The organism is Paenibacillus polymyxa M1, from assembly GCF_000237325.1.
Lineage (GTDB): Bacteria > Bacillota > Bacilli > Paenibacillales > Paenibacillaceae > Paenibacillus > Paenibacillus polymyxa_C.
The window spans coordinates 698,472-721,191 of record NC_017542.1; the positions used below are offsets into that span (position 1 = coordinate 698,472).

Consider the following 22,720-nt stretch of genomic DNA (forward strand, 5'->3'; position numbering starts at 1 on the left):
CTTCCATTTTCACAAATGGGGGTAGTTTTTGGTATGATAGAGTTCTAGTCAGCTTTAGTTGATGATAAGAACAAGGCGAATGGACTAAAAATGATGCTGAATTCATGCGGATCTAGAGCAGGAGCGTCAGAACGTTAATAGGTTGACGCCAATGCCTATAGCCTCAAACAGGCGATATGACCGCATTCCATTATACAGGAGTTCGAGGCTTGCCAACAGAAAAAAACTTTGGGATATACGGACGGTACAGTGAAATCCGGCTGGATATGGGGAGGAAATGACGATGAAGCTGATTCAACGTATAAAGGAAGGCGCTAATCGCGCAACAGAAAAGGCGCAGCATGCTGTCGAGATTAGTAAGATTAATTCGCAAATTACAACGATTCAGCAGGAAATGGATGTTCATTTCTTACGAATGGGTCAAATCTTTTACGAAGGCTACCGGGCATCCGATATGTCAGTGGCTGAAACCGAGATGACACAGTTGTCTACTGCTTGTGATGAGCTTCAGGATGAAATTGATGAGCTGCGCAGTAGAATTGCAGAATTGAAAAACGCCCATTTATGTACCTGTGGTGCAGTTGTGCCGCTGGATGCGAACTTTTGTCCCAAATGCGGACGCAAGTTAAATGGAGGGCAGGCTGCCTCCAAGCAAGTAGCGGCTGTGCGGGAAGAGGTGCCAACAGACGCTTATTCTTTTGATCTGCGCAAGCCTGAGGCAGCGAAGGATGCTGTGCCTGCCTACATGGAGTATGCAGAAGATGAAGTCATCGATCGGCATGAACAGGATGAGCGGTATGAAACGCACGATCCAACGGAATCAGACCGCAATTACACGGTGTCTGATTTTACTCCGGAAGAAAAAGCGGCATTCGATGAAGAGTGGGAGCGCCGTCGTCAGGAAGAACTGGAGAAAGAACACCATCGTCTTGAAGAACTGGAACGTGAACGGGAGCGTCAGGAGGAGCTGGACGAGCGCATTCGATATTGGAAGGCCAACAATTCGGGAGCAGAGAAGCCGGCAACAGCGTCAATGCAAATACGCGAAAATGTAAAATGCCAAATCTGCACAGCGGAATTACCCAAAGGCTCCAAATGGTGCCCGCGCTGTGGAGCTGAACAGATTTGACGCAGCCGAACAGGCTGCCGCAGTACACAGACATAACGCCGGGCAGCATAGGGGGAACAGAACATATGGAGCGTTTGCTGCAACATCTGCGGAATCTGGGTTTTACGGAGATGGAAGCCAAGGTGATGGTCGAGCTTTCGAGACAAAATGCGGCTTCCGGCTATGAAGTTGCTAAGCGTTTGGGGGCATCGCGCTCCAACGTGTACGCAGCTTTGCAGCGTTTGGCCGGGCAGGGATATCTCAGAGCGAGTGCGGGAGAGCCTGTACGCTACAGCATGCTGCCGCCGGGTGAGCTGACCCGAATGATCGAAGGGCAGATGCGGGAGTCCCTGCTGGCGGTGGAGAAGGAGATGCCACGAACAGAACCAGCCAAGCCGACCTTCTACAACGTGGAAGGTGACCGGAAGGTGCTGGAAAGTTTGACACGCGAGCTGGAACGGGCACAGCATGAGATTGTGCTGGATTTGTGGCGCGAGGAAGCCGAACTGTTGCGGGAAGCGTTGAAAAAAGCCGAGAGTCGGGGTGTGCGTCTGCTATGGTCCTGCGACAACGGAGAAAGTATGTTGGGACCGTGGCTACCGCGTACGTCTGGTACAGACGGACAGGAAACGTCAGGGCGTAAGTTTTCCTTTGTTATTGATCGGCGTTGGTGCATGCTGGGTATGCGGGGAGAGAATTGCCCGACACAGGCGCTTATTACCGAGCATCCGGTGATGACAGGTTTGCTGCTTGATCATTTTGCCCAGGATCTTATTCTGTATGAGCTGGAGCATGATATGGGCAGCGAGCTGTCGACCCGATATGGCTGGCGGTATGAAAGCATTATCGGCAAATATATGTCAGCCGGAGAATAGTATAAGGATTACTGGGAGGGAAGTTCCATCAGGGCCCGGCATACAGATGTAATATAGCCCGCTTGATGAGGCACGAATTGATCCGGTGTAATCAGGCGGCGAGTTTTTTCCGGGTTCGGCCCCGACGTAATACCTTGGGCTTCGATAAATGGAATATGGCCTTCAAACAGGGCTAGTGCTTGGTCAAGGTCTGCTTCGTACAGTCCGGCTACTTCTTCCTGCTGGAGACAATAGGCTTCCAGGGGCTGGTTGGACAGCAGTCCAAACACCGAGCTGACCTCCCGATCCCAAAAAGAGGTGCCCTGTGCGGTACCTTTACTTTCATACCGAACGGTCATCAGTGGTGTTAAGGAGGTAAAGGGAACATAAATGCCTAGTTCTTCCTCCAGCTCGCGAGCCGCCTGGGACATATCTTCGCCTGAAGTCAAATGCCCGGCGGCTGTAATATCGTAGCATCCGGGAAAGGTGTCCTTTGTATCCTGACGCTGTTGGAATAGCAAGCGGCGGCCTGTCGAGGTGTCTCGTGCCAGCCAGCAGTGAAAGGTATGATGCCAGTAGCCCTTGGCATGTGCTTCCTGTCGGGAGGCTGTGCCGAGGGGGTTGTCTTCATCGTCGTAGATATCCAGAAGCTCGCTAGTCATCGTGATTCCTCCTATAATATGCAGAAAATCAAGGTCTACTTTACAGTATAACGTGTTTTCCGTTCTGACGATATGATGGACGATGTGGAATGCGGAGTAGCTTTTGGGGTATGCTGGGAACATGGGGATTTGCGCCATAACATAGCTTTATGATTGAAAGGAGCGATTTTACATGGAATGTATTGTACATTTCCGAGTTATGCATCCAGAGGAGCCCAAGGAACTGCGTGGGCTGATTATGCTGGAAAGCGGAGGCAAGCCGGGGATTGATCAAATAACAGATATGTTCAAGAATATGGGCTATGATGTGCGTCCAGACAATCCCGAGGAATTGATTTTTAAACCCGTCGATGCCAGAGCGAACTATACATATATCCGGGTAATTGAGCTGGATACGGGTGAGGAAGTTTATCAGGAAGACAGGGATTTGCGCGCGATTTTGGAAACCTTGCTGAATAAGCATTAAAAATTAGGAAAACTCACTGTTGGAATGAGATAAAGCGATCCTGTCGCCATTCATAGGAACGGAGAACAAATAATGAGATTGTATATTATCCGACATGCAGACCCCGATTATCCTAACAACACCATCACGCCAGAGGGTCATTTGGAAGCCAAGGCATTGGCCAAACGGCTGTCCAGTCACGGACTGGACCGTATTTACGTCTCTCCTTTGGGACGGGCCTTGGATACGATGCGGTACACCGCCGACTCTCTCGGTATGACTTATGAAGTGGAGGACTGGACGCAGGAGCTGGCTCTAAAGCTGGAGGATACTCCATACGGTCGTCTTTCCCATTGGGATTTGCCTGGTGAAGTGATTCGTTCCGGGTCGCCTCTGCCGACTCATGATTCTTGGAAGGACATTTCCTATTATCAAGGGACGCAAAGTCCTGAAACCTTCGAGCGACTGAAAGTTCATTCTGATGAATTTTTGAAGCGGCAAGGCTTTGAGCGGGTCGAGGGCAGGTACCGAATTCTGAAGCACACGGAAGACAGGGTAGCCGTATTTTGTCATGGCGGCTTCGGGCTAACCTGGCTTGCACATCTGTTGGAACTACCGTTGGCTTTGGTCTGGTCCGGTTTTTGGATGCCGCCTAGCTCCGTAACCACCATCTTGTTTGATGAACGCTCCAAGGAATGGGCAGTTCCCCGTTGCATTGGCTTCGGTGATGTCTCCCATCTGTACGCAGAAGGTTTGCCAGTCAGACCTCGGGGTATTATCACCAACTTCAATTAATGATTTTTAGAGCCATGCTAAAAACGGCTTAAGACGATGCACCGTCTTAAGCCGTTTGTTGTATTCATAGGAATGTAGTTCGAGTCAGCGTGCTTCAACGAATCCCTCTAGCTTGGAAGTGCAATGTGCACAGCGGGTAGCAGCTATAGGGATTTCGGACAGGCAATGTGGACATTCCTTAATTGTTTTTTCCTGAGGAGGTTTTTCTTCCTCTTTGCGCTTCAGCATGTTAATCCCTTTGACCAGCATGAACACACAGAAGGCCACGATGAGGAAATCTAGCAGGACATTAATAAACTGACCATAGGCAAGGACCGCAATCCCTGCTTCCTTGGCTTGTGCCAAAGTCTTGCGTGTACCGTCAGCATTTAGAGGGTCGGCAGCTTGTAAAGCTACATATAAGTCTGGAAAATTCATACCGCCCAGAAGTTTACCAATCGGAGGCATAATAATATCGTTTACCACAGAAGTAACAATCTTGCCAAACGCTCCACCAATGATAACACCGACTGCGAGGTCAATCACGTTACCCCGTACAGCGAATTCTTTAAATTCTTTAATAAAACCTTTTCCACTCATGTGAGTGCACACCTTCTTTGCATAAAATCATTTATCTATAATACATGCTATGTCAATTGAGGGCAATTCCAAATTGATGTATTGCACTTTGTCACAAAATCACATGTTCATTTGTCTTCTGTATGTAAACCAATAATGGAGGCGATGTATCGTGAGTTTAAGATTTAACCACAGAGCAGTGAGTCCTAGTACATTCAAGGCAATGATGGAGATGGAAAAATATATTTCCGGTCGTTTTACAGACAAAGTATTGTACGAACTGCTGAAAATTAGAGTATCCCAAATCAATGGCTGTTCCTATTGTCTTGATATGCATGCAAAGGATTTGCTAAAACTAGGGGATTATGCTGACCATATTTTGCAGCTTGCTTTATGGCGGGAGGTTCCTTTGTTCTCGGAAAAAGAACGTGCTATGCTTGAATTAGCTGAAGCGGTCACTCATATTTCAGAGCAAGGGGTACCCACAGACTTGTATAATCGGGTCAGAGAACATTTTACAGAGGAAGAGTATGTAGATTTGATTACCGCAATTAATGTGATCAACAGCTGGAACCGGATTGCCATCGCGACCGGGATGTATCCAGGCAGTCTTTAATGAACAGGGGGCTACACTTTGACTGGCAAAGAACAAGGGATTGAACAAGAATCGGTGGATGTAAGCCTGGAAGAGCTGTATCAGAAATATCGCAAATATTCTTTTGCCATTGCTTATCGCATGCTTGGAACGGTTACGGATGCCGAGGATGTCGTTCAAGACTGCTTTGTCGAGCTGGAGAATAAGCCCCTGAATGACATACAGAACCCCAAAGCCTATGTAGCCAAAATGACGATGAATCGGTGTCTGAATCTACTGAATTCTGCGCGTAAGCAAAGAGAGACATATGTAGGACAGTGGCTGCCTGAGCCGCTGGGTGAGAGCGCAGACCTCCCTGCCGATTGGCTGGAACGTAAAGATATGATATCTTACGCATTTCTGGTTCTGCTGGAGCAGCTAAAACCGATAGAGCGAGCTGTTTTTGTGCTGAGAGAAGCTTTTCAATATGATTATAAAGAAATTGCAGAATTACTGGGCAAGACCGAGAGCAACTGTCGGCAGTTGTTCAGTCGTTCCCGTCGTATTTTATCTTCCGGAGAATCTGCTCCTGAAGCTCCAATCAGTCCTAATATAAATAACTCTTCCCGGGTAAAACTGCTGGAGCGTTTTACAACCGCTTTTCTCGCCTACGATGTGACTGCTATGCTGGAACTACTGGCTGAACAACCTATATTCGTGTCAGATGGTGGAGGTAATGTGCATACAGTGATGAGGCCGATGGTTGTACGCAAAGGCGTTCTCGCCCTGTTGACCTCTCGTCGGGTATTAACCGTTTTACGAGAAAGAGATGTGGTCTACACCGTCATTAATGGTGAGGTTCAGCTGGCATTTCTGAAAGACGGTGAAGTGAGAGAAACCTTATGCCTCATACTGACACCTGACGGGGAGCATATTCAGAATTTTTATTTAATGGTTAATCCAGATAAGCTGGGACACATCCATATATGACAGAAGAAGCTAGCGTAAAAAAATGAACTGCCCAAACATAAAAAACCTTGATTCCTTGCTTAGGATCAAGGTTTTTTGCTGTTTTTATAACTGCCGAGCTTGATGAAGAGCCAGATCGCCTATCCAGGGAAGCTTGAGCCACTTTCCTTGTCCCGCACGAATTAACAAGATAATCCACAAGGCAAGGCTTGCCAGCGTTAGCAGGGAAGCGAGGAAAGGACCGAGTATCGGAATGAATCCGACCAGCACATGTCCGATCATGAGGGCTACAAAAAGAAGTATGGATTGCAGTGCGTGAAATAATACGAATCGGCTTTTCTTTTCCAGCATGACAAAGGCCAGCGCGCCAATAAAGGCGAACAAATAGCACAGGACAGCTGCTATATTTTCATCCAATCCTGTGGAAGACTTATAGACTGACATGTCAGGCATATCCTCCTTTATAAAAGATTCAAGCTAAGTCTCCGTACTATACAAGCTATGAGGATAGGATTGATGGATATGCCCGATCTCGGTAAAAAAGTTGTCTCTACACAAAACATACTAACTCATTGAACCACTTCCACCTTACGAATTGCCTGAAAGTCTTTCCCGAGAATCCGTTTCGGTTCCCGCCAAACGTTTTAGAAACGTATTTCTCCAGTTTACGGACAATTCTTCCACTTCGAGAATTTGTTTAATACCCTCGATATGATCCTTCTCTTGATGCATAATTCGATTGGCAAATGAAACCGTAATTGCTTTCGGATGGCGATGAAGGAGGGATAGTCCGTCGGCTTTAGAGGCAACTCCCTCTTCCAGAACGCGGAAGTAGAATCCCGTGTAGCCTGTTTGCTGTACCTTCAAGGGCATGTCCGGTACGCCGTACTTGATGGACAACTTGTAGCAAGGCTGTCTTGGCTGGCTAACTTGAACGATAGCTTTGCCAAGCTTAAAGACGTCTCCAATGCAAACGTCGGATTCTAGCAAACCCTTTATCGTTAAATTTTCCCCGAACGCGCCGTAATCGAGCGGTCTCCGCAATTCATTTTCCCAGAACGGATAGTGCTCGTAGGGATAGACGCATACAGCTTTCTCTTTACCCCCGTGATGAACTAGATCGCCCTGCCCATCCCCTTCGAAGTTTAGATAAGATAAATACAAATATTCATCTGTGGCCGACTTGAATATCCCCGTAGAAACGTCCTTCTGATTAAACTGGATCTGCTTGGGCATGCCGACATTAAGTGAAAGGATTTTAATAGATGCCATTCGGATCACCCCTACTCTTTTTACATTTCGGTAATTCCTTCTTTTGACTCTGTTCGTCCCCGTTTCCATTTTACACTCCTCTATGCGCTATTTGCGAATTTTTGATTAGTCTCCGTTAATGGGATAGAGTCCTTTTTGGGCAACTCATCGTTCCGGGAGCGATGTTCTCGTTCGAACATACCCGATCTCGGTAAAAAAATGAATTAGAGAATGTGTATAAAAATACAAAAAAGGCTGAACGAAAAGAATTCGTTCAGCCTTTTAAATGGTTATGCACATGTTTTGCACATGTTGTATACACTTTATCCACCGCATATTAATGTTTATCCACAGAAATAACATGATTTATACACAAATTGTGCACAATCTGTAGATAATATTACGATAATTCATACTTTGCACACAGTTTGTCCACAAACTATCAACATATTGGGTGTAATTGTGGATATACTTCCGTAATTATCGATCACCAGTTTTTAAATGGCGGCGTGGGTGCGTGATTTTACCCATTTTATTCTTGTCATCCTCTTTGGGGATAAGTCGTTCATCGGTACGTCCTTCGTGATGGTTATCAAAGGCATATTCGGTCATTTTCCACTCGGAAGTACCCAAAATAACATCAGCTGGAAAGTGCTGGCCTCTGTGCAAATGTTGCTCATGTCCATCCTCATCCACATAAATACCATCCACTTCTACCTTTTCACCCGTTAGTGGGAGTAAATCCTTTCCTTTGTGTTCCATTGGTATCCCCTCCGTCTGGCTTATTCTTCGTTAATTTGTCCGGACAGAGGTTCTTTTATCCACAAGCTGCAGTAAAATATCCTCGGCAATTTGGTCTGCGGGATGAGGTTTGCGAAGTAACTCAATCGCCTGCTTCATTTCCTTAGCAAGAGAGGGGGTGGAGATCAGATCCAGACAATGTTGAATCAGTTCCTCTGTTGTGCGAGCAATGCGGGCAGCTCCTTTTTGCTGCAGATACAGAGCATTATTTAGTTCCTGCCCGGGTACGGGTTTGAACACCAGGATAGGTAAACCCGATGCGATGCTTTCCGAGAGTGTGATACCACCGGGCTTTGTAATCACCAGATTGCTTGCTCGCATAAGTGCCGGGACGTAGCCCACGAATCCGTAGGTGTAGATGTCGGGGTGGTCCGCATACAGCGCATCCAATTCTGCTTTTAGCTGCTGGTTGCGTCCGCAGACGATCAGCAGTCGTAGCTGCGGAAGTCGGCTTAAATGACGACAGATATCCAGTATGCCGGATAACACACCATATGCACCTGCCATAATGAGCAACGTGGTCGTCTCAGTTTGTAACGGTGGGATTACCTGTTGCTGATCAGGGACTTCGTTGACAGATAGGTTATAAAAAGAAGCGTGAATCGGAATCCCGGTCGCGGCAATACGTTCGATAGGTATTCCTCGCTGTGCGGCTTCCTGCTGAAGATCCTCAGTGGCTACATAGTAGCGATCAATATCGGGATGCAGCCAGCGCCCATGCAGGTCAAAGTCTGTAACCACGTTGACAATAGGCAAATTCATTCCCATTTTGCGGCGTAACGCCGGGAGAGCGAGCTGCGGGAACGTATGGATTACGAGATCCGGCAACTCCTTTTTCAGTGTGAGAGCAAGTTGACGCATTCCGAATGAATGCAACACATGGCCAAAGGCCGATTTAGCTTGCATACCGCGCGTGATGTTATAGACCCAGCCGTAAAGCTGTGGAATGGTTTTGAAGCTTTGCATATATACAAATTTGGTTAGCCCATTCAACCATGGATGTGATTCAGCCATCAGGTCGAGTAGTTGTACCTCGCAGTGTCCGAGTCTTCGCAGACTATCCATGATTGCCCGGGCGGCCTGCACATGGCCTTCCCCGTAGCTGGCGTATAATATTAGAATTTTTGGTGCTGAGACTTCCATGATTGTTTAGCCCCCTATATTCAATAAGCACATGTAGCTCATTTTAGGAACGTTCCAAGTTGAGGGAGGATACGGCTGGCAAAACGAAACGCTCTAGCAGTGTTCGTGGGTTTTTCCAACGGCTCACCTTACTGTCTGCTGTAAATACCACGACTGCATTCGCTTCCGGTATCAGATAAATTTGCTGTCCTCCATGTCCGTGTGCACACGCATAATCAATGTCGTGGAGTCGTCCAGTCCACCATTGGAATCCGTAATCTCCGAATTCCGGATAGCCTTCAATCTGTCGCTGCGTCGCCTCATGCAGCCAATCGGCTGGAATCAATTCTCTGCCATTCCAGATGCCTTGATGAAGGCAGCAATCGCCGAATTTAGCCATGTCTCGCGACGTCAGATACAGTCCGATGTGGCCCATGGTGTAGCCCTCTGGATCTTGTGCCCAACCACTTCTCCCGAACCCTAACGGTTCGAATAAATGCTGGAGAGCATACGTATAGGCGTCAATCCCACAGCAACGGGTGAGCAGAACGGACAACAGATGTGAATCCACACTGCGATATTGGAATACGCCGATTTGATCCTCCTGTACAGGTAAGCGTAGGGCAAAGGACGGCCAGCTTTTGCTGCGATGAAAACGGTGGATAAAGGCTTCACCGAGCTTTTTGCCCGTCTGCCAATACAAGCCTGACGTCATAGTCAACAGATGACGAATCGTAATCCGTTCTAGCAGTGTTTCCTTCCGCTTGGGTAAATACTCAGGCAACAACTTATGCACAGCGGTCTCTGGTCCGGGCATATCCCCACGTGCCATAGCAATGCCGACGAGCGTGGAAGTGAAGCTTTTGGTTGCGGAACGCAAATCGTTCAGGGAGCTTGCTTCATGACCGTTGTAATAGCGTTCCCAGATCAGCTTGCCGTGGCGAAGCAGCAGAAAGCTATGCATTTTCGGAAATTTGGCTCGGATTTCGTGGTCTGCCTGATCAAGTAGGGAGGCATCGATGTCTTCCTCTTCACAAGTTCCGAGGTTCAGCGCAGACAGACGGGCAACAGGTGCAGTGAACAGTGGAGCATAACGGCTCATCCTTTTTCCCCCCTTGTTATGTTTATTTATTTTACCCCAAACACATACGCTCCAAAAGCCGATAAATAAGGTATACCTCTATGCAGCAGCTAATTGAGAACTCCAAATGATATGAAGCGTAAAAGATAGGTAAAATCAATGTGAATTTACTGGAAAGCTGAAAGCTGTATCTGAATATGGTATAATGGGGTAGTGATTCAGCCAAAAGAAAATCGGTTAATAATAGTGTCAGGTACATGCCTCGCATAAGGCATTCCCGACCTAAGCTGCACTAGACATACTACTTCACTGCATAAGGACATCAATACTTTTCGGCATTCTCTTCAACGGAGCACTTATTTTCAACGTTTTGGGAGGGAGTTACATGGCAACGAAAGGTCATAATGAAGTTAAGGAAAGTCTGCGGGAAATGACTCGAATTTTCCGGCCTAAGGATCCCAAAAAATTTGTAAAGGAATATGTGCGAAAATACCGGATAACAGGAGGGTATGAGGAAGAGTTGACCATGGTGGTGGAAAACGAACTCGGCCGCATAAATTCTTCAGTATCTTAAGGGTTCGCTTACGAACAACTAGAAACACGACTTTTATAAACCGTCTATCCACAGAGGAGACGGTTTTTTTGTGTCCGTCCTGCATACAATGGGATAGGTTTAGTGAATTTGTATGCTCAAAGGAGGCGGATTCCAATAGAAATAGCGATACGAACACCGGAGGAAATCGGCTACATGAGGGAGGCCGGACGTATTTTGGCAGATTGCCATCGTACGCTGGAAAGTCGTATTCTTCCGGGAATCACAACGCTTGAAATCGATGCTTGGGTGGAGCAATTTCTAAGCAAGCGTGGAGCTACGCCTGAACAAAAGGGCTATAAAGGGTTCCCTTATGCTACCTGCGCTTCGGTCAATGAGGTGGTATGTCACGGCTTTCCCTCGGAGCGGGTGCTTCATGACGGGGATATTGTGACCATCGACATTGTGGTCAACAAGGACGGGTGGCTGGCTGACCGGGGATGGACCTACGCAGTGGGTAACATCAGCCGGCCGGTAGCAAAGCTGTTGCGGCAGACCCATAAGGCGCTAATGCGAGGCATCGACGTTGCCCGCCCCGGCAGGACATTAGGGGATATCGGGCATGCGGTGGGAAAAGCGGCAGGCTGGCGGCGGTACGGTAACGTCAAATCTCTGATCGGGCATGGGATCGGCCGCCAAATGCATGAACCGCCGGACGTTCTCCACTACGGTCGTGCTAGAACAGGATTGCCACTGCGCGAAGGGATGGTGATTACCATTGAGCCGGTATTTACCCTCGGACCCGAAGGCGCGGTGCTCTGGGGGGATGATGGTTGGACCATCAGCACAGCAGACGGCAGTTGGGGCGCTCAATATGAGCACACCATTGCGATTACAAAGAACGGTCCTTATATTTTGACCTCGTAAAAGAGTATTGTGCCATAGGGAGTCCAATGTGCGGGTCGTGTGCATAAGACTCTCTTGGTAAGTTTTTTAGGATGGCCTATCCACTTCACTAAACAATGAGCTTCTTGTTATAGATCATAGATCGAGATTCGGATCGTCGATATAATAGGAGGCATAATATTGGAAACTAGGAGTGGAACCCACATGATGATCAGGGAAGCGATGATATCAGATGCCGAAGACATCGCCAAGGTGCACGTAGACTGCTGGAGAACGACATACAAAGATATCATGCCTGACGAGGTTCTGGAACGTCTTTCCTATGAGCAAAGAATAGAATTATGGAATGCGAATCTATCTACTGAAGACGGTCACCTCGTATATGTTGCTGAAAATGAAAAGGGGGAAATTATCGGATTTGTGAGTGGAGGTCCGGAAAAGTCAGGGGAATATCCCCCGTATGGGGGAGAGATCACGGCTATTTATGTTTTGAGTGAATACCATAGTTTAGGGCTCGGCAAAAGACTTTTTCTACGCTTGCTTCAACATTTTAATAGTATGGATATTCACTCTGTCATGGTGTGGGTGCTGGCAGATAATCCAGCGTGTACTTTTTATGAAAGACTGGGGGCCAAGCCTGTAGTAGAACAGCATATTATAAATATGGGTGGCAAAAACCTGAACATGGTGGCTTACGGCTGGCTGCTATTCCGATAGAATACGTTTTTGTCCTTCCAAGGCGCGAATAGGAGCGATGTTTTGCGTGAATTCCAGCGTTCCCAGATAGCGTCCTTCGTTATCCCGAACGGCAAAATAACGGATGTAGACAAATTTGTCCTTGATTGGAATCCAAAAATCCTCAACATCCTTGCGGCCGGCCTTAAAATCCTCCAGCAGTTTCTCAACGACATGCACGCTTTGCGGCGGATGGCAATTTTGCACGGTACGACCAATGACGGCCTTTGTGCGGGCAAAGATCCGTTCTTTACCGTGAGAGAAATAGCGAACAACATCATTTTCATCGATAAAGGTCAGGTCCACAGGCAGATGATTCAACAGCAGTTCCAATTGTTGTACAGATACAATCCCTGTCTCAAATCGCACGAACCCTTGCGGAGTGCCAGAAGTGTCTTCTTTTTGCTCAAGGGCTTCTACAGGCTCCTCTGCCCGTTCAGGTATCCATTCACGCTCAGGAGCGGTCAGGCAGAAACCGATTTCCTCGCTTTCCCGGGCTATTTTTAGCCATTCATCCTCGGTCAGCTTACTGAGTGCCATCGGCAGCAAAATATTTTCTTCCTTGAATACCATTTCATTCACTTCGCTCATGATATGGGCAAGCGCCTTCCCGATCTGCTCACGATCTCCGTTATATTCGGTGAGCAGCTTCTTCGCATCCTTGATTGCGGCGCGAATGCCGTCGTCCACTCCCCACATTACTTTGGTTGGACCAAAGATCCCATAACGTTCTAGATAAGGAAATACTAGATTTTCTTTGCGGCTATAGTGTTTGTCTACATCCATTAGCAGACTTAAATCCTCAAGCAGCTTGTAAATAACCTTGGGACTGTCTTCTTTTTGAAATTGCTCTGCATGCAATGCCAGCTTAAAGTTGACTAGCCGTTCGATCTCACGATTTTCCAGCTTAAAGGTGTGAACAGGATGTCCCGGTTGTTCCTCAGGTCCTGCAGGACGGTGAATATCCTCAATAGAGCCCTTGAATATCGACGTATGAACGGAACAGAGGCGCTGGACTTCCGACACCGGAATTCCTTCCTCAGTCATTAAGGCATGCTCCATCGCTGAAATTTCTGCCACGCTCACTCCACCAACAGCCTCTGCAAAACGAGCTTTGACTTCCTCCACGCTTTTCCCAGCATGTAGTTCTTTAATAATTTCCTTCAGTGTTCGCTGACGCTCCGTTAATTCCTGTGCTGTATGTTCACGGTTGTTAATTAGCTCGCTCATGATCGTTAACCCCTTTATTTTTGAATGGTAAAACCATGTTGCATAAACGTCTGCTGCACAGTTTCCATACCTATTTTCTTCAATGCAATTCCCTTGGACAGTGTCATAAAACGTCCTGCGGTTTGGAGCATACCGGGCTTGGCAATATCGTCAAAACCTAGTTTTACCATAATGTCCTTCACTTCAGGATGACGATTAACAAGGTTAAATATGGACTCATCCCAATGCAGTATTTTATCCATTTGTTCATCCCCTCGATTGAGAACGTTTTTCATTTACAGAGTAGCATAGGTCCAAACGAGCTATTGTGATTGTACGCACAATATTGTTCAGGTGGTTGACAACTGTAAATCTTGGTTTATATACTGTGTATAAGGATATATACAGTAATAACACTGAATACTGTCGTAACACCTTCGAAATGAAGAGCGAACGAGGTCGTTATTCACAGGCAGTGCAGAAGGGATCAGGATAAGAAAATGACGATCATGAAGCAAGCATGGATGATTACCCGTCAGGATTTTCGCAAGAATCCATATGCAGCACTATGGACGTTGCTGTTTATTGCGTATTTGGGATTTACCATGAGTTTTGCGGTAAGTGTGCAATGGGGTGAGCATGCAGCCTTGAGTCCAGTAGCTGATTTCATCATGCTGACGTTGATTCCGTTTTTAGGGTTCATTTATAACCGTCGAGCGTTCAAATATTTGCAGGAAGATTCTTATACGCACATGCTAGCCTTTTTCCGCACCTTGCCTATACCGATGAAAGCGGTAATTATGAGTCGAATTCAACAGGCGGTGTTGGCGTTTGTTGCGAATAGTGTGATATTTTTTGCTCTTTTGTTTACGTTGTCAGGTACGCTTCGGGTATATGCCAGCACAGGTTTCTTTGTATCGTTTGCTCTGACCTGGATAGGCTACGGAATGCTCATTCAAGCCATTTATATTCACTTGGAATTTTTGAAAAGAGGAACAGAGTACTTCTGGCTATCTATTGTGATCATGCTAATGTGCGGGATGGTTACGATTATAGCTCGAGTATGTGGGGCCAATCTGGTATCGATAACGGCTTCTTACAGTAAGGAATGGTTGCTGTTGTCCCCGGTGATGTGGGGAGCATTGTTAGCAGGAGTTCTGGCTATGTCAGTGTCCTATCGGGTGACACAGCGTAAACTCATGAAACGGAACTTAACTTAGTAGTATGTGTACAAAAATAACAAAAAAGGGGGGGAAAGCAGGTGAATATTCCAGTGCAAATTGATGAGAATAGCGCGGAACCGCTGTATGCGCAGATTGAAAAGCAGCTTCGTTCACTCATAGTAACCGGACAAATTGCAGCGGGAACGCTGCTTCCCTCCATTCGTGAGTTTGCGGGGACGCTTCGTTGTAGTGTAATCACCGTCCGGCGGGTCTATCAGGATTTGGAGAACGAAGGCTTGCTACGTACCCGGCAGGGAACGGGCACCTTTGTCGCTCTGGTCGAGGATGATATGCGCTCAGGTTACCGCCTTAAAGCGGTGACCGAGGCATTGGAAACGGCGATTGCCACAGGCATCGCTGTACAGATGACAGAGCAGGAATTATTGGAGCTTTTTGCAGAAATGGTGAAAAGAAGGTATGAAGTCCAGGTGAAGGAGTGACAGCTGTGAACAATCATGTGGAAGTTCCTACGCAAATACAGAGGAAAGCACCAATTATTGAGATGAGCCAGGTCTATAAAACCCGGGGTAACCGGAATATTGGGCCGATTAATTTAACGGTTGAACCAGGATATGTGGTCGCTTTGGCTGGACATAACGGATCAGGGAAAAGCACATTGATTCATTTGCTGACTCAGCTTGTTCATCCGGATTCCGGTGAGATTCGTTGGTTCGGCCAAGCATACCCCGACGGCATGCCGGCAGATACACGACAATGGGTTGGATATATACCGGAGCAGCCGGTTCGCGAGGAGGATCGATTAACGGCAGAAGCAGCAGCGGCTTTTCGAGCATTGTGGTATCCCGGCTGGGATGAAACACGTTTTCAGCGTTTAATGGACCGCTTTCAGGTTCCATCACATACGAAATTATCGCGTATGTCCAAGGGACAGCGTCGGAAATTCGAACTGGCTGCTGCCTTGGCGCCACACCCTCGTGTGTTGCTGCTGGATGAGCCTTCATCAGGTTTAGATCCTTTTGCTTGGAAAATCATGCTAGATGAACTGCGGGATTGTATGAAGAACGGCAAAACGACGATCATTATTGCTACCCATATCATGGACGAGATCAAGCGTTTGGCGGATTATATTGTCTTGATGCACGATGGCAGGCTGCTTGGCAAACTGGAAAAAGACCATCTGCTCGAAAATGGCAAGGAAATGTGGTTTGAAGGTACACCAGAGGAGGCATCGGAGCTTCCGGGAGTTGTAGAGACGGAGAGTGATGGGAATTTACAGCGAATTATAACGCTGGCAGCCGGGGAGGCCAGTGCTATATTGGAACAAGCGGGGATTCGCCCCATCCGTGTGCGGCGTCTGGAACTGGATGATATTTTAGTATATTGGTCTGCAGGACAAATATCTGCGAATGCAGAGACATTTATGGAGAAGGAAGGGGTAAAACAATCATGAGTATGCTGCAATTGGAAAAGGTCGTGAAGCAATATGGGAACCATACGGCGGTAAATGGAATATCGCTGAATGTGAACGGCGGCGAGATTTACGGACTGCTGGGAGGCAATGGAGCAGGCAAAACGACAACGATGCGCATGGTGCTCGGTCTGATTTACCCTGACGGGGGAAGCATCCAATATGAGGGCAAGCCCTACAGCAAGGAGCTTCAGCGGACAATGGGCTATTTGCCCGAAGAGCGTGGGTTGTACCCCAAGGTGAAGGTGAGCGAGCAAATTAACTATTTGGGCAGGCTGCGCGGAATGTCGGCCAAGGAGGCAGACAAAAGTCTACGCTACTGGCTGGAGCGCTTTGGAGTGCCGGAATATTATGACAAGCGGATTGAGGAGCTATCCAAGGGAAATCAGCAAAAAATGGGTTTTATTGCCGCGGTTGTGCATCGCCCAACGCTGCTCATTTTGGATGAGGCCTTCAGTGGACTAGACCCGGTGAACGTCGAATTGCTTAAGGATACGGTGAAGGAATTACGGGATGATGGGGCTGCGATTTTATTCTCAACCCACCGTATGGAGCATGTGGAGGAACTGTGCCGACATATTACGATTTTGCATCGCTCAAATACTGTGGTGCAAGGAAGTGTGCAAGAGATTAAAGGCCGCTATCCACGTGAAAAAGTTCGTCTCATCACTACGGGTGAAGTGAGCGGGCTGGAACAGCTGCCAGGCGTACGCAGCATAGAGAATATGGATCGTGGCTGGATGCTGCATATTGAGCAGCCGGCTGCGGCGAAGTTAATTTTGCAAACAGCGTTGGGGCAAACGGATGTGGAGCATTTTGAGATCAAGGAACCTACGCTCAACGAAATTTTCATAAGAGAGGTGGGGGATTCCCATGAATAGACTAGGTACGGTGATCGGTTTTACGTTTCGTCAGAAGGCGAGGACCAAATCTTTTATCATTACGACACTGGTACTGGCCTTGCTTATTACGGTTGGCATGAATCTGCCATATTTGATTTCTTTGTTTAAAGGAGAAGGGGCCGGAGGTTCCGGTACAACGGCAGCTGAGCATCAACGCTTGGGGCTGATTGCCGGGAGCCAGACAGAAGTGGCGAATCAGCTGGAGCAGTTTACCAAGGAGCAGTCCAACCCGGCAGCCATCTGGGTACGTTATGACAGCGTACAAGCGCCAGCAATGCAGCAAGCCTTGAAAAATGGGAAGCTGAAAGGTTACGTGCGGTTTACGGAGCCTGCCGCCAAGGGAGACACATTTCCCAAAGTGGAGTACGTCTCTGTAGAAAAAGAGCCATCTCCGGCTGTAATCACATTGGTGCAAACGGGACTTCAGGAAGCAAAGGTCAAGGCTATTATGGGCAATAAATCGTTGACCAGCGATCAAATTCGTGAAATCAGTACACCTGTAATGGTGGATAGCAAAGAAGTAGACAGTCCATCTGAACCAGGGGGAGCTGTAGGGACAGAGGAAAAAGAAACCTCAATGATTAACTATGGTTTGGTCTATGTATTGATGATATTATTCTTCACCTCTTCCATGATGACAGGGAATATGATTGCTGCAGAAGTAACATCGGAAAAAAGCTCACGGATCATGGAGATTCTCATCACAAGTGTTTCGCCGTTGACCCAAATGTTTGGGAAAATTATCGGCATCTTCCTGGTTGGTCTGCTGCAAATTGCTGTTTTTGCAGCCGTTGTGTGTGCCAATCTTATGCTGCCGCATAATAATGTGATCCTTAGCTCTGCCGGGCTGGATCTGTCGCAACTGAATATCGCGGTGCTAGGATATGGTCTCATATTTTACATCCTTGGCTACTTTCTATATGCAGTACTGTTCGCTGCGGTGGGCTCCATTGTTAGCCGTACCGAGGAGTTGGGGCAGGCCATTATGCCAATTACCGTGCTGTCACTGGCAGCCTTTTATATCGGTATCTTCAATATCGCCGCACCTGATACGATTTTCGTTAAGGTGGCTGGGTACATTCCGTTCTTTTCTCCTACCGTTATGCTGTTGCGGATTGGTCTGGAACGGGCGAGCTTGCTGGAAATCTGGCTGTCACTTGCCATTCTGGTCGCCTCCATTTTGTTGTTCGGTTGGTTGGCCGCCAAGATCTATCGTACGGGTGTCTTAATGTACGGGAAACGACCTTCATTCAAAGAGCTAAGAAAAGCAATGAAGGCTTATAAGATTTAATGGATTTAGGAGAACATTGTGAGTAACCATTATAGTTGAGACAAATGTAATTAATAAATGAGATTTTTTTCAATATATGTTTGAGACAAAGTGGGGGCCTTGATTCATCAGAAGTACCGATGGATCAAGGCTTTTCCACTTTATATGGTGATGATTAATAATTGGTGATGTTTTGAGAGGAGAAGTTAGACTTATCATTAAATAAATCAATAAAGCTTATGACTGAGACAAGATTCCTTTAACAAACAATGAGACACTGTGCTTGTAGAACTCTTCCTCGGTGACGAGTTGGGACTGATATTGCCGGTGAATCAGCTCGCTCATCTGAAATCCGTAGCACATCGAGAGGAAAGTCATGGCGGCAAGACGCTCATCCTGTCTGGCTATAACTTTTTTCTTCTGCAGGCGTTCAAAATATTCAACCAGCAAGGAGTGCAGCTTCACCGGCGGATCGGCCAGCACTCTGTCCAATTCGGGAAGCATTCCTTTGTCACGGATGCCAATCAAAATGATGTCCGCATTTTTATGGAAAAACAAACGGTACTGCTGACTTACATTCAGCAGATCTACTTCTGGATTATCGGTCGCATCCTCTTTTAACAGCTTCTCAAATTGCGGGATATCCGAATGTCTTTCAATGATGGCTTCCAATATGCCTTGCTTGCTTCCAAATTGCCGGAAAATCGTAGATTCATTGACTTTAGCTTCCGTTGCAATGGCTTTGGTGCTTACTCCCCGATAGCCCTTCTTTTTGATGAGCCGTGTTGCGGCTTCAATGATTCTGTCTGAAGTTTGCATTGCATTTCTCCTTTTACATATGTTAAACCTATTCTACTACAAGATTTTGCATATGCAGCAGGGTCGGGGTTCATCATTTTCATAAACGTTTATTTAAGGCAAATCACTTCTTTTTTCCCAGCGGCTTGGTTCAGTAATCTTGACATGATCAGGCACAAATTGCGTGAGCGAGCCTAATTTATCAAATGTAATCTGGATTCGGTCAGAGGGCAACAGCCATTGTTCGGTCTCGATTGCGCAGCAATCCGGTATCGTCCCCATTCCTATAATCGTGCCCGGGAGCGGCGTGAAAACTTTGAGAATCTCCTCCATCACTTTTGCAGGGTGTACAGAATACTCGGATGTGCTTCCCTTCCAGTGCAGTCTCTCCCCGATCCGTACATCCACATCCAGTGCCAGCGGGTTGCCGATTTCATCCGGCGTAGCCAGAAATGGTCCTATTCCTTTGCTGCGATCAAAATCTTTGCAGCGCGTCGGTCCAGTCAGCGCCAGGAAATCAGGCCACTGCACATCGCGAACAGTACTGTCGTTAAAAATAACATAACCTGCAATGCAGTTCCCCTTCCCCGTAACAAAGGCCAGCTCCGGCTCGATATCCAGGTAGGAAGAGTACGAAGGCCAATGTATCGTATCCCCATCGCCAATTAATGCATTATGGTTACACTTGTAATAACTGAAAATTACTTTATTCGGATCTTTCTGGAATTTTTCAGCAATTTTTCGTTTAAGTTCTTCTCTTTCCGGTCCTGTGTATTCTCTTTGCAGCAGATTTACGCCAGCATTTCTCAGATGTCTTGGCGTCAGCCCGAAATCGATAAGCGCAGCCGGATGCGGAACCGGCGGCAGCAATTTTACCGCTCCAATCGGGCAGACTTCATTTTCATTGAATTGATGCGACAGTTCGACAGCATATTGCATCAATTCCTTAGCGGCATCATAACTTGCTGGCAAATAATGAAGATAGCTGTCCATACTTTCAAGACTGTCAACGAATGTCCCCTGCTTTTTCATAATTGCGGCAAAAGACAGGACAAATTTATCGTTAATTACAAACCCAAACAAAGGTTCCTGAGATGTCTTGGTTTGAAAGGTTACTAGCTTCATGTTGCAGCGCCTCCATCCATGTTGTTTGATGTTGTTCTGTTACTATCATATTGCATAAAACAAATGAATGCAAGTGCTTGCTTGCATCTATGTTTTCGATTCTCTATACTAAAGACATAATCAGTGTGCTTTACCCCAAAAACATGTACGCAAAGGAGAATTTTCATGAAGTATGGACGTATTATCCAAAAACCTCGCGTTAAATTTTTTGAAGTCGCAAATGGCGTCTTTGCCGGTATTTCGCCGTATCGCGGCATCAGTTGGGCCAATGCCGGGTTCGTCAACAAGGGCGGAGGGCTGGTGTATGACACATTCTTCGATTTGTTCCATGCGCGGGAAATGCGGGAGGCTTTTAAGGAAGTAAGCAACGGCGGCTCTCCCGCATATGTGGTGAATTCGCACTATAACAGTGACCATGCTTGGGGAAACAAAGTGTTTGAAGATGCTTGCATTATTATGCACAAGGAAGCGTCCAGAGAGCGTCTCACCGAAAATATCGCCTGGATGGATAGCGTCATCAGAAGAGGAAAGAATTCTCCGGAATCGACTTCGGGCGAGCGGTTTTTTGCAGCGGAATTTGAAGGATTCGACCTGGAAGGCGTAGAATGGGTGCTCCCGAATATTGAGATAAAGGACGATATCAACATCCGTCTTGGCGATATGGAAGTTATGATTTACAACGTAGCTCCGGCCCACTCTGACAGTGACTTGCTGCTGTGGATGCCAAAAGAAAAGGTGCTGTTCGCCGGCGATGTTGTGTTTAACGGTTGTACGGCATACAGCGAAGAGGGAACCCTCAATTGGGTTAAAGTGCTTGATCGCATTATTGATGAAATTAAACCCGAAATCGTTGTTCCAGGACATGGCGCCATCTGCGGCCTGGATTTCGTGAAGGAGCAAAGACACTACCTCCTGAACCTGATTAGCGAGTTTAACAAGCATTACAATGACGAAATTGATACCTTGTCCCTGACCAAGCAAATTGATATTTCCCGCTTCCTTCATTGGATTCAGCCAGAACGGTTGTATGTTACAGTGGATATCCTATTGAAAAGCAAACGAGGGTTACCACCCCTTCCAATTTGGAACGAGGTGCCTGCTAAGCTGGAAGACATGAAAGCTTTTTTGGCCGGAAAATATGGCGATCAGATCAAGCCATGGGACCCTATGTGTGTTTGGCAAGAATAGCAAGCTGAAGTTAGCGTACGAAAAACAAAAAACGGCCTTGTCGCAAACGATGAACTGTGACCCCAATTGAGGACACTTTGAATAAAGCCCGCTTAGGCAGCCAATAGAGAGATTCGTCATTAATTACCTCCAGGGAACAGTCGGATAATAATTTTTTTTAGTGAATTATCTTGTTGACCATTCCACGGGCAAATTTATCAAAGGCTACACTATGTTAACCCTAGGTTGGTCGGACGGGTTTAGCTTTGCTCCACTTGATTTTGTTATGCTCTCTTCCGCCAAAATCACCAATCGGTTGTGAAGAATTAGCATCTACGACTTCTTTATATACATTTCCAAAAAAAGACACCGTAAATAATGCTGTAAATAAAAGCGATATGATAAAAATATATGATTATAGAATGGTCGGAGGTACGGGGCGGTCTTATTATGATACTATCTTTCAAGCCCCAAAACAGTGGATTTGTCCATCGTCGTTTGAACGCTGGAGGAACTCCTGCACCTTAACCTCAACTGGGGAGGTAGGAGACGTGGAGGTTCCGAAACCGGTTCTCTATGCTGTCGGATTCGGGAAGAGGCCGAAAGAATGATAAAACGCTAATGACTGCTGTTGTCAGTAGCGTTTTTTATAGTACGCTCAGCATGGCGTCATCTCTAGGGTGAGAGTCCCGAACGTAGGCTGGCTAACGCTACCGTTACCAAGAGCAAGGGTGTTCAAGGGTGTTCATCGCGAGGTGGAATCTGGAGGAAGCTGGAGGCAAATGCACGAGCCAAGGTACACGAACTGGATTTGAGGCAGGGATCACAGATGAGTCACTTATGCATAACGAAATCCGAAGTCGCCAAGGGCATCCCTGTAGACTCCAGTGGTTGCGGGCAGAAAAATGGCGCTCTTATCTGGGGAGGCGTGCGAGTACAGGGGCTTGCCGCCCGTTTCTACTCAATCTGGGGTTATATCTAGAATAAATGAGGAGTGTTGTTTTCATCAGAAGTACAGCAGAAGCATTGCAGGTCTTTTGAAACGACGGTTCAACGGTATTTAGTTGAACTAGAAAACATCAATATGGAGCAACTACATGCAAAACCGTATGAGAAAGAAGGTCGATTGGGCAAATGTATATGTATTTGATACAATTCATTCATTTGCGTAATGTTGACCAAAGTTTGGCCGGAAGCGAAGCCG

The 22,720-nt window shown here is 46.9% G+C and carries 27 protein-coding genes; 16 read left to right on the top strand and 11 right to left on the bottom strand.

All coding sequences use genetic code 11. From position 1 onward, the window contains the following. The first annotated feature begins 283 nt into the window (after positions 1–283). Together PPM_RS03090 and PPM_RS03095 are read left to right on the top strand one after the other, a co-directional pair. Complete coding sequence (locus tag PPM_RS03090; protein ID WP_013369227.1) at positions 284–1,129, top strand: zinc ribbon domain-containing protein; 846 nt, start codon at positions 284–286, stop codon at positions 1,127–1,129. Between the two features lie 65 nt (positions 1,130–1,194). Beyond that, positions 1,195–1,983, top strand: a complete 789-nt coding sequence (locus tag PPM_RS03095) for a TrmB family transcriptional regulator (protein ID WP_013369228.1) — start codon at positions 1,195–1,197, stop codon at positions 1,981–1,983. Between the two features lie 8 nt (positions 1,984–1,991). On the opposite strand, the gene PPM_RS03100 is transcribed toward PPM_RS03095, so the two are convergent. Beyond that, positions 1,992–2,624, bottom strand: coding sequence for an NUDIX hydrolase (locus PPM_RS03100; protein ID WP_013369229.1), 633 nt, complete (start codon positions 2,622–2,624; stop codon positions 1,992–1,994). Between the two features lie 172 nt (positions 2,625–2,796). Between PPM_RS03100 and PPM_RS03105 the strand changes: the two genes are divergently transcribed. Both PPM_RS03105 and PPM_RS03110 read left to right on the top strand, forming a co-directional pair. Beyond that, complete coding sequence (locus PPM_RS03105; protein WP_013308601.1) at positions 2,797–3,090, top strand: hypothetical protein; 294 nt, start codon at positions 2,797–2,799, stop codon at positions 3,088–3,090. A gap of 72 nt (positions 3,091–3,162) precedes the next feature. Next, a complete protein-coding gene (locus PPM_RS03110) occupies positions 3,163–3,864 on the top strand; it encodes a histidine phosphatase family protein (RefSeq protein ID WP_013369230.1) in 702 nt (233 codons plus the stop codon). Between the two features lie 84 nt (positions 3,865–3,948). On the opposite strand, the gene mscL is transcribed toward PPM_RS03110, so the two are convergent. Continuing rightward, the gene (mscL, locus tag PPM_RS03115) at positions 3,949–4,443 is read right to left on the bottom strand and encodes a large conductance mechanosensitive channel protein MscL (RefSeq protein ID WP_013369231.1); all 495 of its coding nucleotides are present in this window, start codon (positions 4,441–4,443) and stop codon (positions 3,949–3,951) included. Between the two features lie 151 nt (positions 4,444–4,594). Between mscL and PPM_RS03120 the strand changes: the two genes are divergently transcribed. Both PPM_RS03120 and PPM_RS03125 read left to right on the top strand, forming a co-directional pair. Next, complete coding sequence (locus PPM_RS03120) at positions 4,595–5,038, top strand: carboxymuconolactone decarboxylase family protein (RefSeq protein WP_014599438.1); 444 nt, start codon at positions 4,595–4,597, stop codon at positions 5,036–5,038. Between the two features lie 18 nt (positions 5,039–5,056). After that, positions 5,057–5,986 (top strand): sigma-70 family RNA polymerase sigma factor, encoded by a 930-nt coding sequence (locus tag PPM_RS03125; RefSeq protein ID WP_013369233.1) that lies wholly within the window; start codon positions 5,057–5,059, stop codon positions 5,984–5,986. 84 nt (positions 5,987–6,070) lie between these two features. Here the strand turns inward: PPM_RS03125 and PPM_RS03130 are convergent, their stop codons facing one another. The 5 genes from PPM_RS03130 to PPM_RS03150 form a co-directional block, all read right to left on the bottom strand. Beyond that, positions 6,071–6,409: a DUF4870 domain-containing protein gene (locus tag PPM_RS03130; RefSeq protein ID WP_013369234.1), complete on the bottom strand. Its 339-nt coding sequence runs from the start codon at positions 6,407–6,409 to the stop codon at positions 6,071–6,073. A gap of 144 nt (positions 6,410–6,553) precedes the next feature. Continuing rightward, positions 6,554–7,237, bottom strand: coding sequence for an MOSC domain-containing protein (locus PPM_RS03135; protein WP_043886083.1), 684 nt, complete (start codon positions 7,235–7,237; stop codon positions 6,554–6,556). Between the two features lie 459 nt (positions 7,238–7,696). Continuing rightward, positions 7,697–7,978: a hypothetical protein gene (locus tag PPM_RS03140; RefSeq protein WP_013369236.1), complete on the bottom strand. Its 282-nt coding sequence runs from the start codon at positions 7,976–7,978 to the stop codon at positions 7,697–7,699. A gap of 30 nt (positions 7,979–8,008) precedes the next feature. Continuing rightward, on the bottom strand, positions 8,009–9,160 hold the full coding sequence (locus PPM_RS03145) for an MGDG synthase family glycosyltransferase (RefSeq protein ID WP_013369237.1): 1,152 nt from the start codon (positions 9,158–9,160) through the stop codon (positions 8,009–8,011). A gap of 43 nt (positions 9,161–9,203) precedes the next feature. Further along, entirely contained in the window at positions 9,204–10,241 is a 1,038-nt protein-coding gene (locus PPM_RS03150) for a serine hydrolase domain-containing protein (protein ID WP_013369238.1), read from the bottom strand. Positions 10,242–10,605: 364 nt separating this feature from the next. On the opposite strand from PPM_RS03150, the gene PPM_RS03155 reads away from it, so the two are divergent. The 3 genes from PPM_RS03155 (at position 10,606) to PPM_RS03165 (ending at position 12,375) form a co-directional block, all read left to right on the top strand. Continuing rightward, positions 10,606–10,794: a hypothetical protein gene (locus PPM_RS03155; protein WP_007428354.1), complete on the top strand. Its 189-nt coding sequence runs from the start codon at positions 10,606–10,608 to the stop codon at positions 10,792–10,794. A 102-nt stretch (positions 10,795–10,896) separates the two neighbouring features. Further along, a complete protein-coding gene (gene map, locus PPM_RS03160; protein ID WP_013369239.1) occupies positions 10,897–11,679 on the top strand; it encodes a type I methionyl aminopeptidase in 783 nt (260 codons plus the stop codon). A 183-nt stretch (positions 11,680–11,862) separates the two neighbouring features. Further along, positions 11,863–12,375 (top strand): GNAT family N-acetyltransferase, encoded by a 513-nt coding sequence (locus tag PPM_RS03165; RefSeq protein ID WP_013369240.1) that lies wholly within the window; start codon positions 11,863–11,865, stop codon positions 12,373–12,375. On the opposite strand, the gene PPM_RS03170 is transcribed toward PPM_RS03165, so the two are convergent. Next, positions 12,364–13,623, bottom strand: coding sequence for a DUF438 domain-containing protein (locus PPM_RS03170; protein ID WP_013369241.1), 1,260 nt, complete (start codon positions 13,621–13,623; stop codon positions 12,364–12,366). The genes PPM_RS03165 and PPM_RS03170 overlap by 12 nt on opposite strands. Before the next feature lie 14 nt (positions 13,624–13,637). Beyond that, positions 13,638–13,865, bottom strand: coding sequence for a DUF1858 domain-containing protein (locus tag PPM_RS03175; RefSeq protein ID WP_013369242.1), 228 nt, complete (start codon positions 13,863–13,865; stop codon positions 13,638–13,640). 237 nt (positions 13,866–14,102) lie between these two features. On the opposite strand from PPM_RS03175, the gene PPM_RS03180 reads away from it, so the two are divergent. The 5 genes from PPM_RS03180 to PPM_RS03200 are packed head-to-tail and all read left to right on the top strand — an operon-like array spanning position 14,103 to position 18,447. Continuing rightward, positions 14,103–14,822, top strand: coding sequence for a hypothetical protein (locus tag PPM_RS03180; RefSeq protein ID WP_013369243.1), 720 nt, complete (start codon positions 14,103–14,105; stop codon positions 14,820–14,822). A gap of 41 nt (positions 14,823–14,863) precedes the next feature. Continuing rightward, positions 14,864–15,265, top strand: coding sequence for a GntR family transcriptional regulator (locus PPM_RS03185; protein ID WP_013369244.1), 402 nt, complete (start codon positions 14,864–14,866; stop codon positions 15,263–15,265). Between the two features lie 5 nt (positions 15,266–15,270). After that, positions 15,271–16,236, top strand: a complete 966-nt coding sequence (locus PPM_RS03190; protein WP_013369245.1) for an ABC transporter ATP-binding protein — start codon at positions 15,271–15,273, stop codon at positions 16,234–16,236. After that, on the top strand, positions 16,233–17,135 hold the full coding sequence (locus PPM_RS03195) for an ABC transporter ATP-binding protein (RefSeq protein WP_013369246.1): 903 nt from the start codon (positions 16,233–16,235) through the stop codon (positions 17,133–17,135). Before PPM_RS03190 ends, PPM_RS03195 begins: the two co-directional genes overlap by 4 nt. Further along, a complete protein-coding gene (locus PPM_RS03200) occupies positions 17,128–18,447 on the top strand; it encodes an ABC transporter permease (RefSeq protein WP_013369247.1) in 1,320 nt (439 codons plus the stop codon). Before PPM_RS03195 ends, PPM_RS03200 begins: the two co-directional genes overlap by 8 nt. A 216-nt stretch (positions 18,448–18,663) precedes the next feature. Here PPM_RS03200 and PPM_RS03205 read toward each other — a convergent pair whose 3' ends face one another. Next, the gene (locus PPM_RS03205) at positions 18,664–19,245 is read right to left on the bottom strand and encodes a TetR/AcrR family transcriptional regulator (protein WP_013369248.1); all 582 of its coding nucleotides are present in this window, start codon (positions 19,243–19,245) and stop codon (positions 18,664–18,666) included. 93 nt (positions 19,246–19,338) lie between these two features. Further along, positions 19,339–20,349, bottom strand: a complete 1,011-nt coding sequence (locus PPM_RS03210) for a fumarylacetoacetate hydrolase family protein (protein WP_013369249.1) — start codon at positions 20,347–20,349, stop codon at positions 19,339–19,341. A 165-nt stretch (positions 20,350–20,514) separates the two neighbouring features. Between PPM_RS03210 and PPM_RS03215 the strand changes: the two genes are divergently transcribed. Together PPM_RS03215 and PPM_RS29115 are read left to right on the top strand one after the other, a co-directional pair. After that, a complete protein-coding gene (locus PPM_RS03215) occupies positions 20,515–21,537 on the top strand; it encodes an MBL fold metallo-hydrolase (protein ID WP_013369250.1) in 1,023 nt (340 codons plus the stop codon). Positions 21,538–22,257: 720 nt separating this feature from the next. Further along, on the top strand, positions 22,258–22,503 hold the full coding sequence (locus PPM_RS29115) for a hypothetical protein (RefSeq protein ID WP_129548660.1): 246 nt from the start codon (positions 22,258–22,260) through the stop codon (positions 22,501–22,503). Positions 22,504–22,720 lie beyond the last annotated feature (217 nt).

Excerpts from the sequence above, each read along its gene's own strand:
- PPM_RS03165 (WP_013369240.1), top strand. The coding sequence starts at position 11,863 with ATGATGATCAGGGAAGCGATGATATCAGATGCCGAAGACATCGCCAAG.
- PPM_RS03130 (WP_013369234.1), bottom strand. The coding sequence starts at position 6,409 with ATGTCAGTCTATAAGTCTTCCACAGGATTGGATGAAAATATAGCAGCT.
- PPM_RS03175 (WP_013369242.1), bottom strand. The coding sequence starts at position 13,865 with ATGGATAAAATACTGCATTGGGATGAGTCCATATTTAACCTTGTTAAT.
- PPM_RS03135 (WP_043886083.1), bottom strand. The coding sequence starts at position 7,237 with ATGGCATCTATTAAAATCCTTTCACTTAATGTCGGCATGCCCAAGCAG.
- PPM_RS03180 (WP_013369243.1), top strand. The coding sequence starts at position 14,103 with ATGACGATCATGAAGCAAGCATGGATGATTACCCGTCAGGATTTTCGC.
- PPM_RS03170 (WP_013369241.1), bottom strand. The coding sequence starts at position 13,623 with ATGAGCGAGCTAATTAACAACCGTGAACATACAGCACAGGAATTAACG.
- PPM_RS03105 (WP_013308601.1), top strand. The coding sequence starts at position 2,797 with ATGGAATGTATTGTACATTTCCGAGTTATGCATCCAGAGGAGCCCAAG.
- PPM_RS03210 (WP_013369249.1), bottom strand. The coding sequence starts at position 20,349 with ATGAAGCTAGTAACCTTTCAAACCAAGACATCTCAGGAACCTTTGTTT.
- PPM_RS03205 (WP_013369248.1), bottom strand. The coding sequence starts at position 19,245 with ATGCAAACTTCAGACAGAATCATTGAAGCCGCAACACGGCTCATCAAA.
- PPM_RS03145 (WP_013369237.1), bottom strand. The coding sequence starts at position 9,160 with ATGGAAGTCTCAGCACCAAAAATTCTAATATTATACGCCAGCTACGGG.
- PPM_RS03150 (WP_013369238.1), bottom strand. The coding sequence starts at position 10,241 with ATGAGCCGTTATGCTCCACTGTTCACTGCACCTGTTGCCCGTCTGTCT.
- PPM_RS03200 (WP_013369247.1), top strand. The coding sequence starts at position 17,128 with ATGAATAGACTAGGTACGGTGATCGGTTTTACGTTTCGTCAGAAGGCG.
- PPM_RS03095 (WP_013369228.1), top strand. The coding sequence starts at position 1,195 with ATGGAGCGTTTGCTGCAACATCTGCGGAATCTGGGTTTTACGGAGATG.
- PPM_RS03215 (WP_013369250.1), top strand. The coding sequence starts at position 20,515 with ATGAAGTATGGACGTATTATCCAAAAACCTCGCGTTAAATTTTTTGAA.
- PPM_RS03090 (WP_013369227.1), top strand. The coding sequence starts at position 284 with ATGAAGCTGATTCAACGTATAAAGGAAGGCGCTAATCGCGCAACAGAA.
- PPM_RS03110 (WP_013369230.1), top strand. The coding sequence starts at position 3,163 with ATGAGATTGTATATTATCCGACATGCAGACCCCGATTATCCTAACAAC.
- PPM_RS03155 (WP_007428354.1), top strand. The coding sequence starts at position 10,606 with ATGGCAACGAAAGGTCATAATGAAGTTAAGGAAAGTCTGCGGGAAATG.
- PPM_RS03100 (WP_013369229.1), bottom strand. The coding sequence starts at position 2,624 with ATGACTAGCGAGCTTCTGGATATCTACGACGATGAAGACAACCCCCTC.
- PPM_RS03195 (WP_013369246.1), top strand. The coding sequence starts at position 16,233 with ATGAGTATGCTGCAATTGGAAAAGGTCGTGAAGCAATATGGGAACCAT.
- PPM_RS03140 (WP_013369236.1), bottom strand. The coding sequence starts at position 7,978 with ATGGAACACAAAGGAAAGGATTTACTCCCACTAACGGGTGAAAAGGTA.
- mscL (WP_013369231.1), bottom strand. The coding sequence starts at position 4,443 with ATGAGTGGAAAAGGTTTTATTAAAGAATTTAAAGAATTCGCTGTACGG.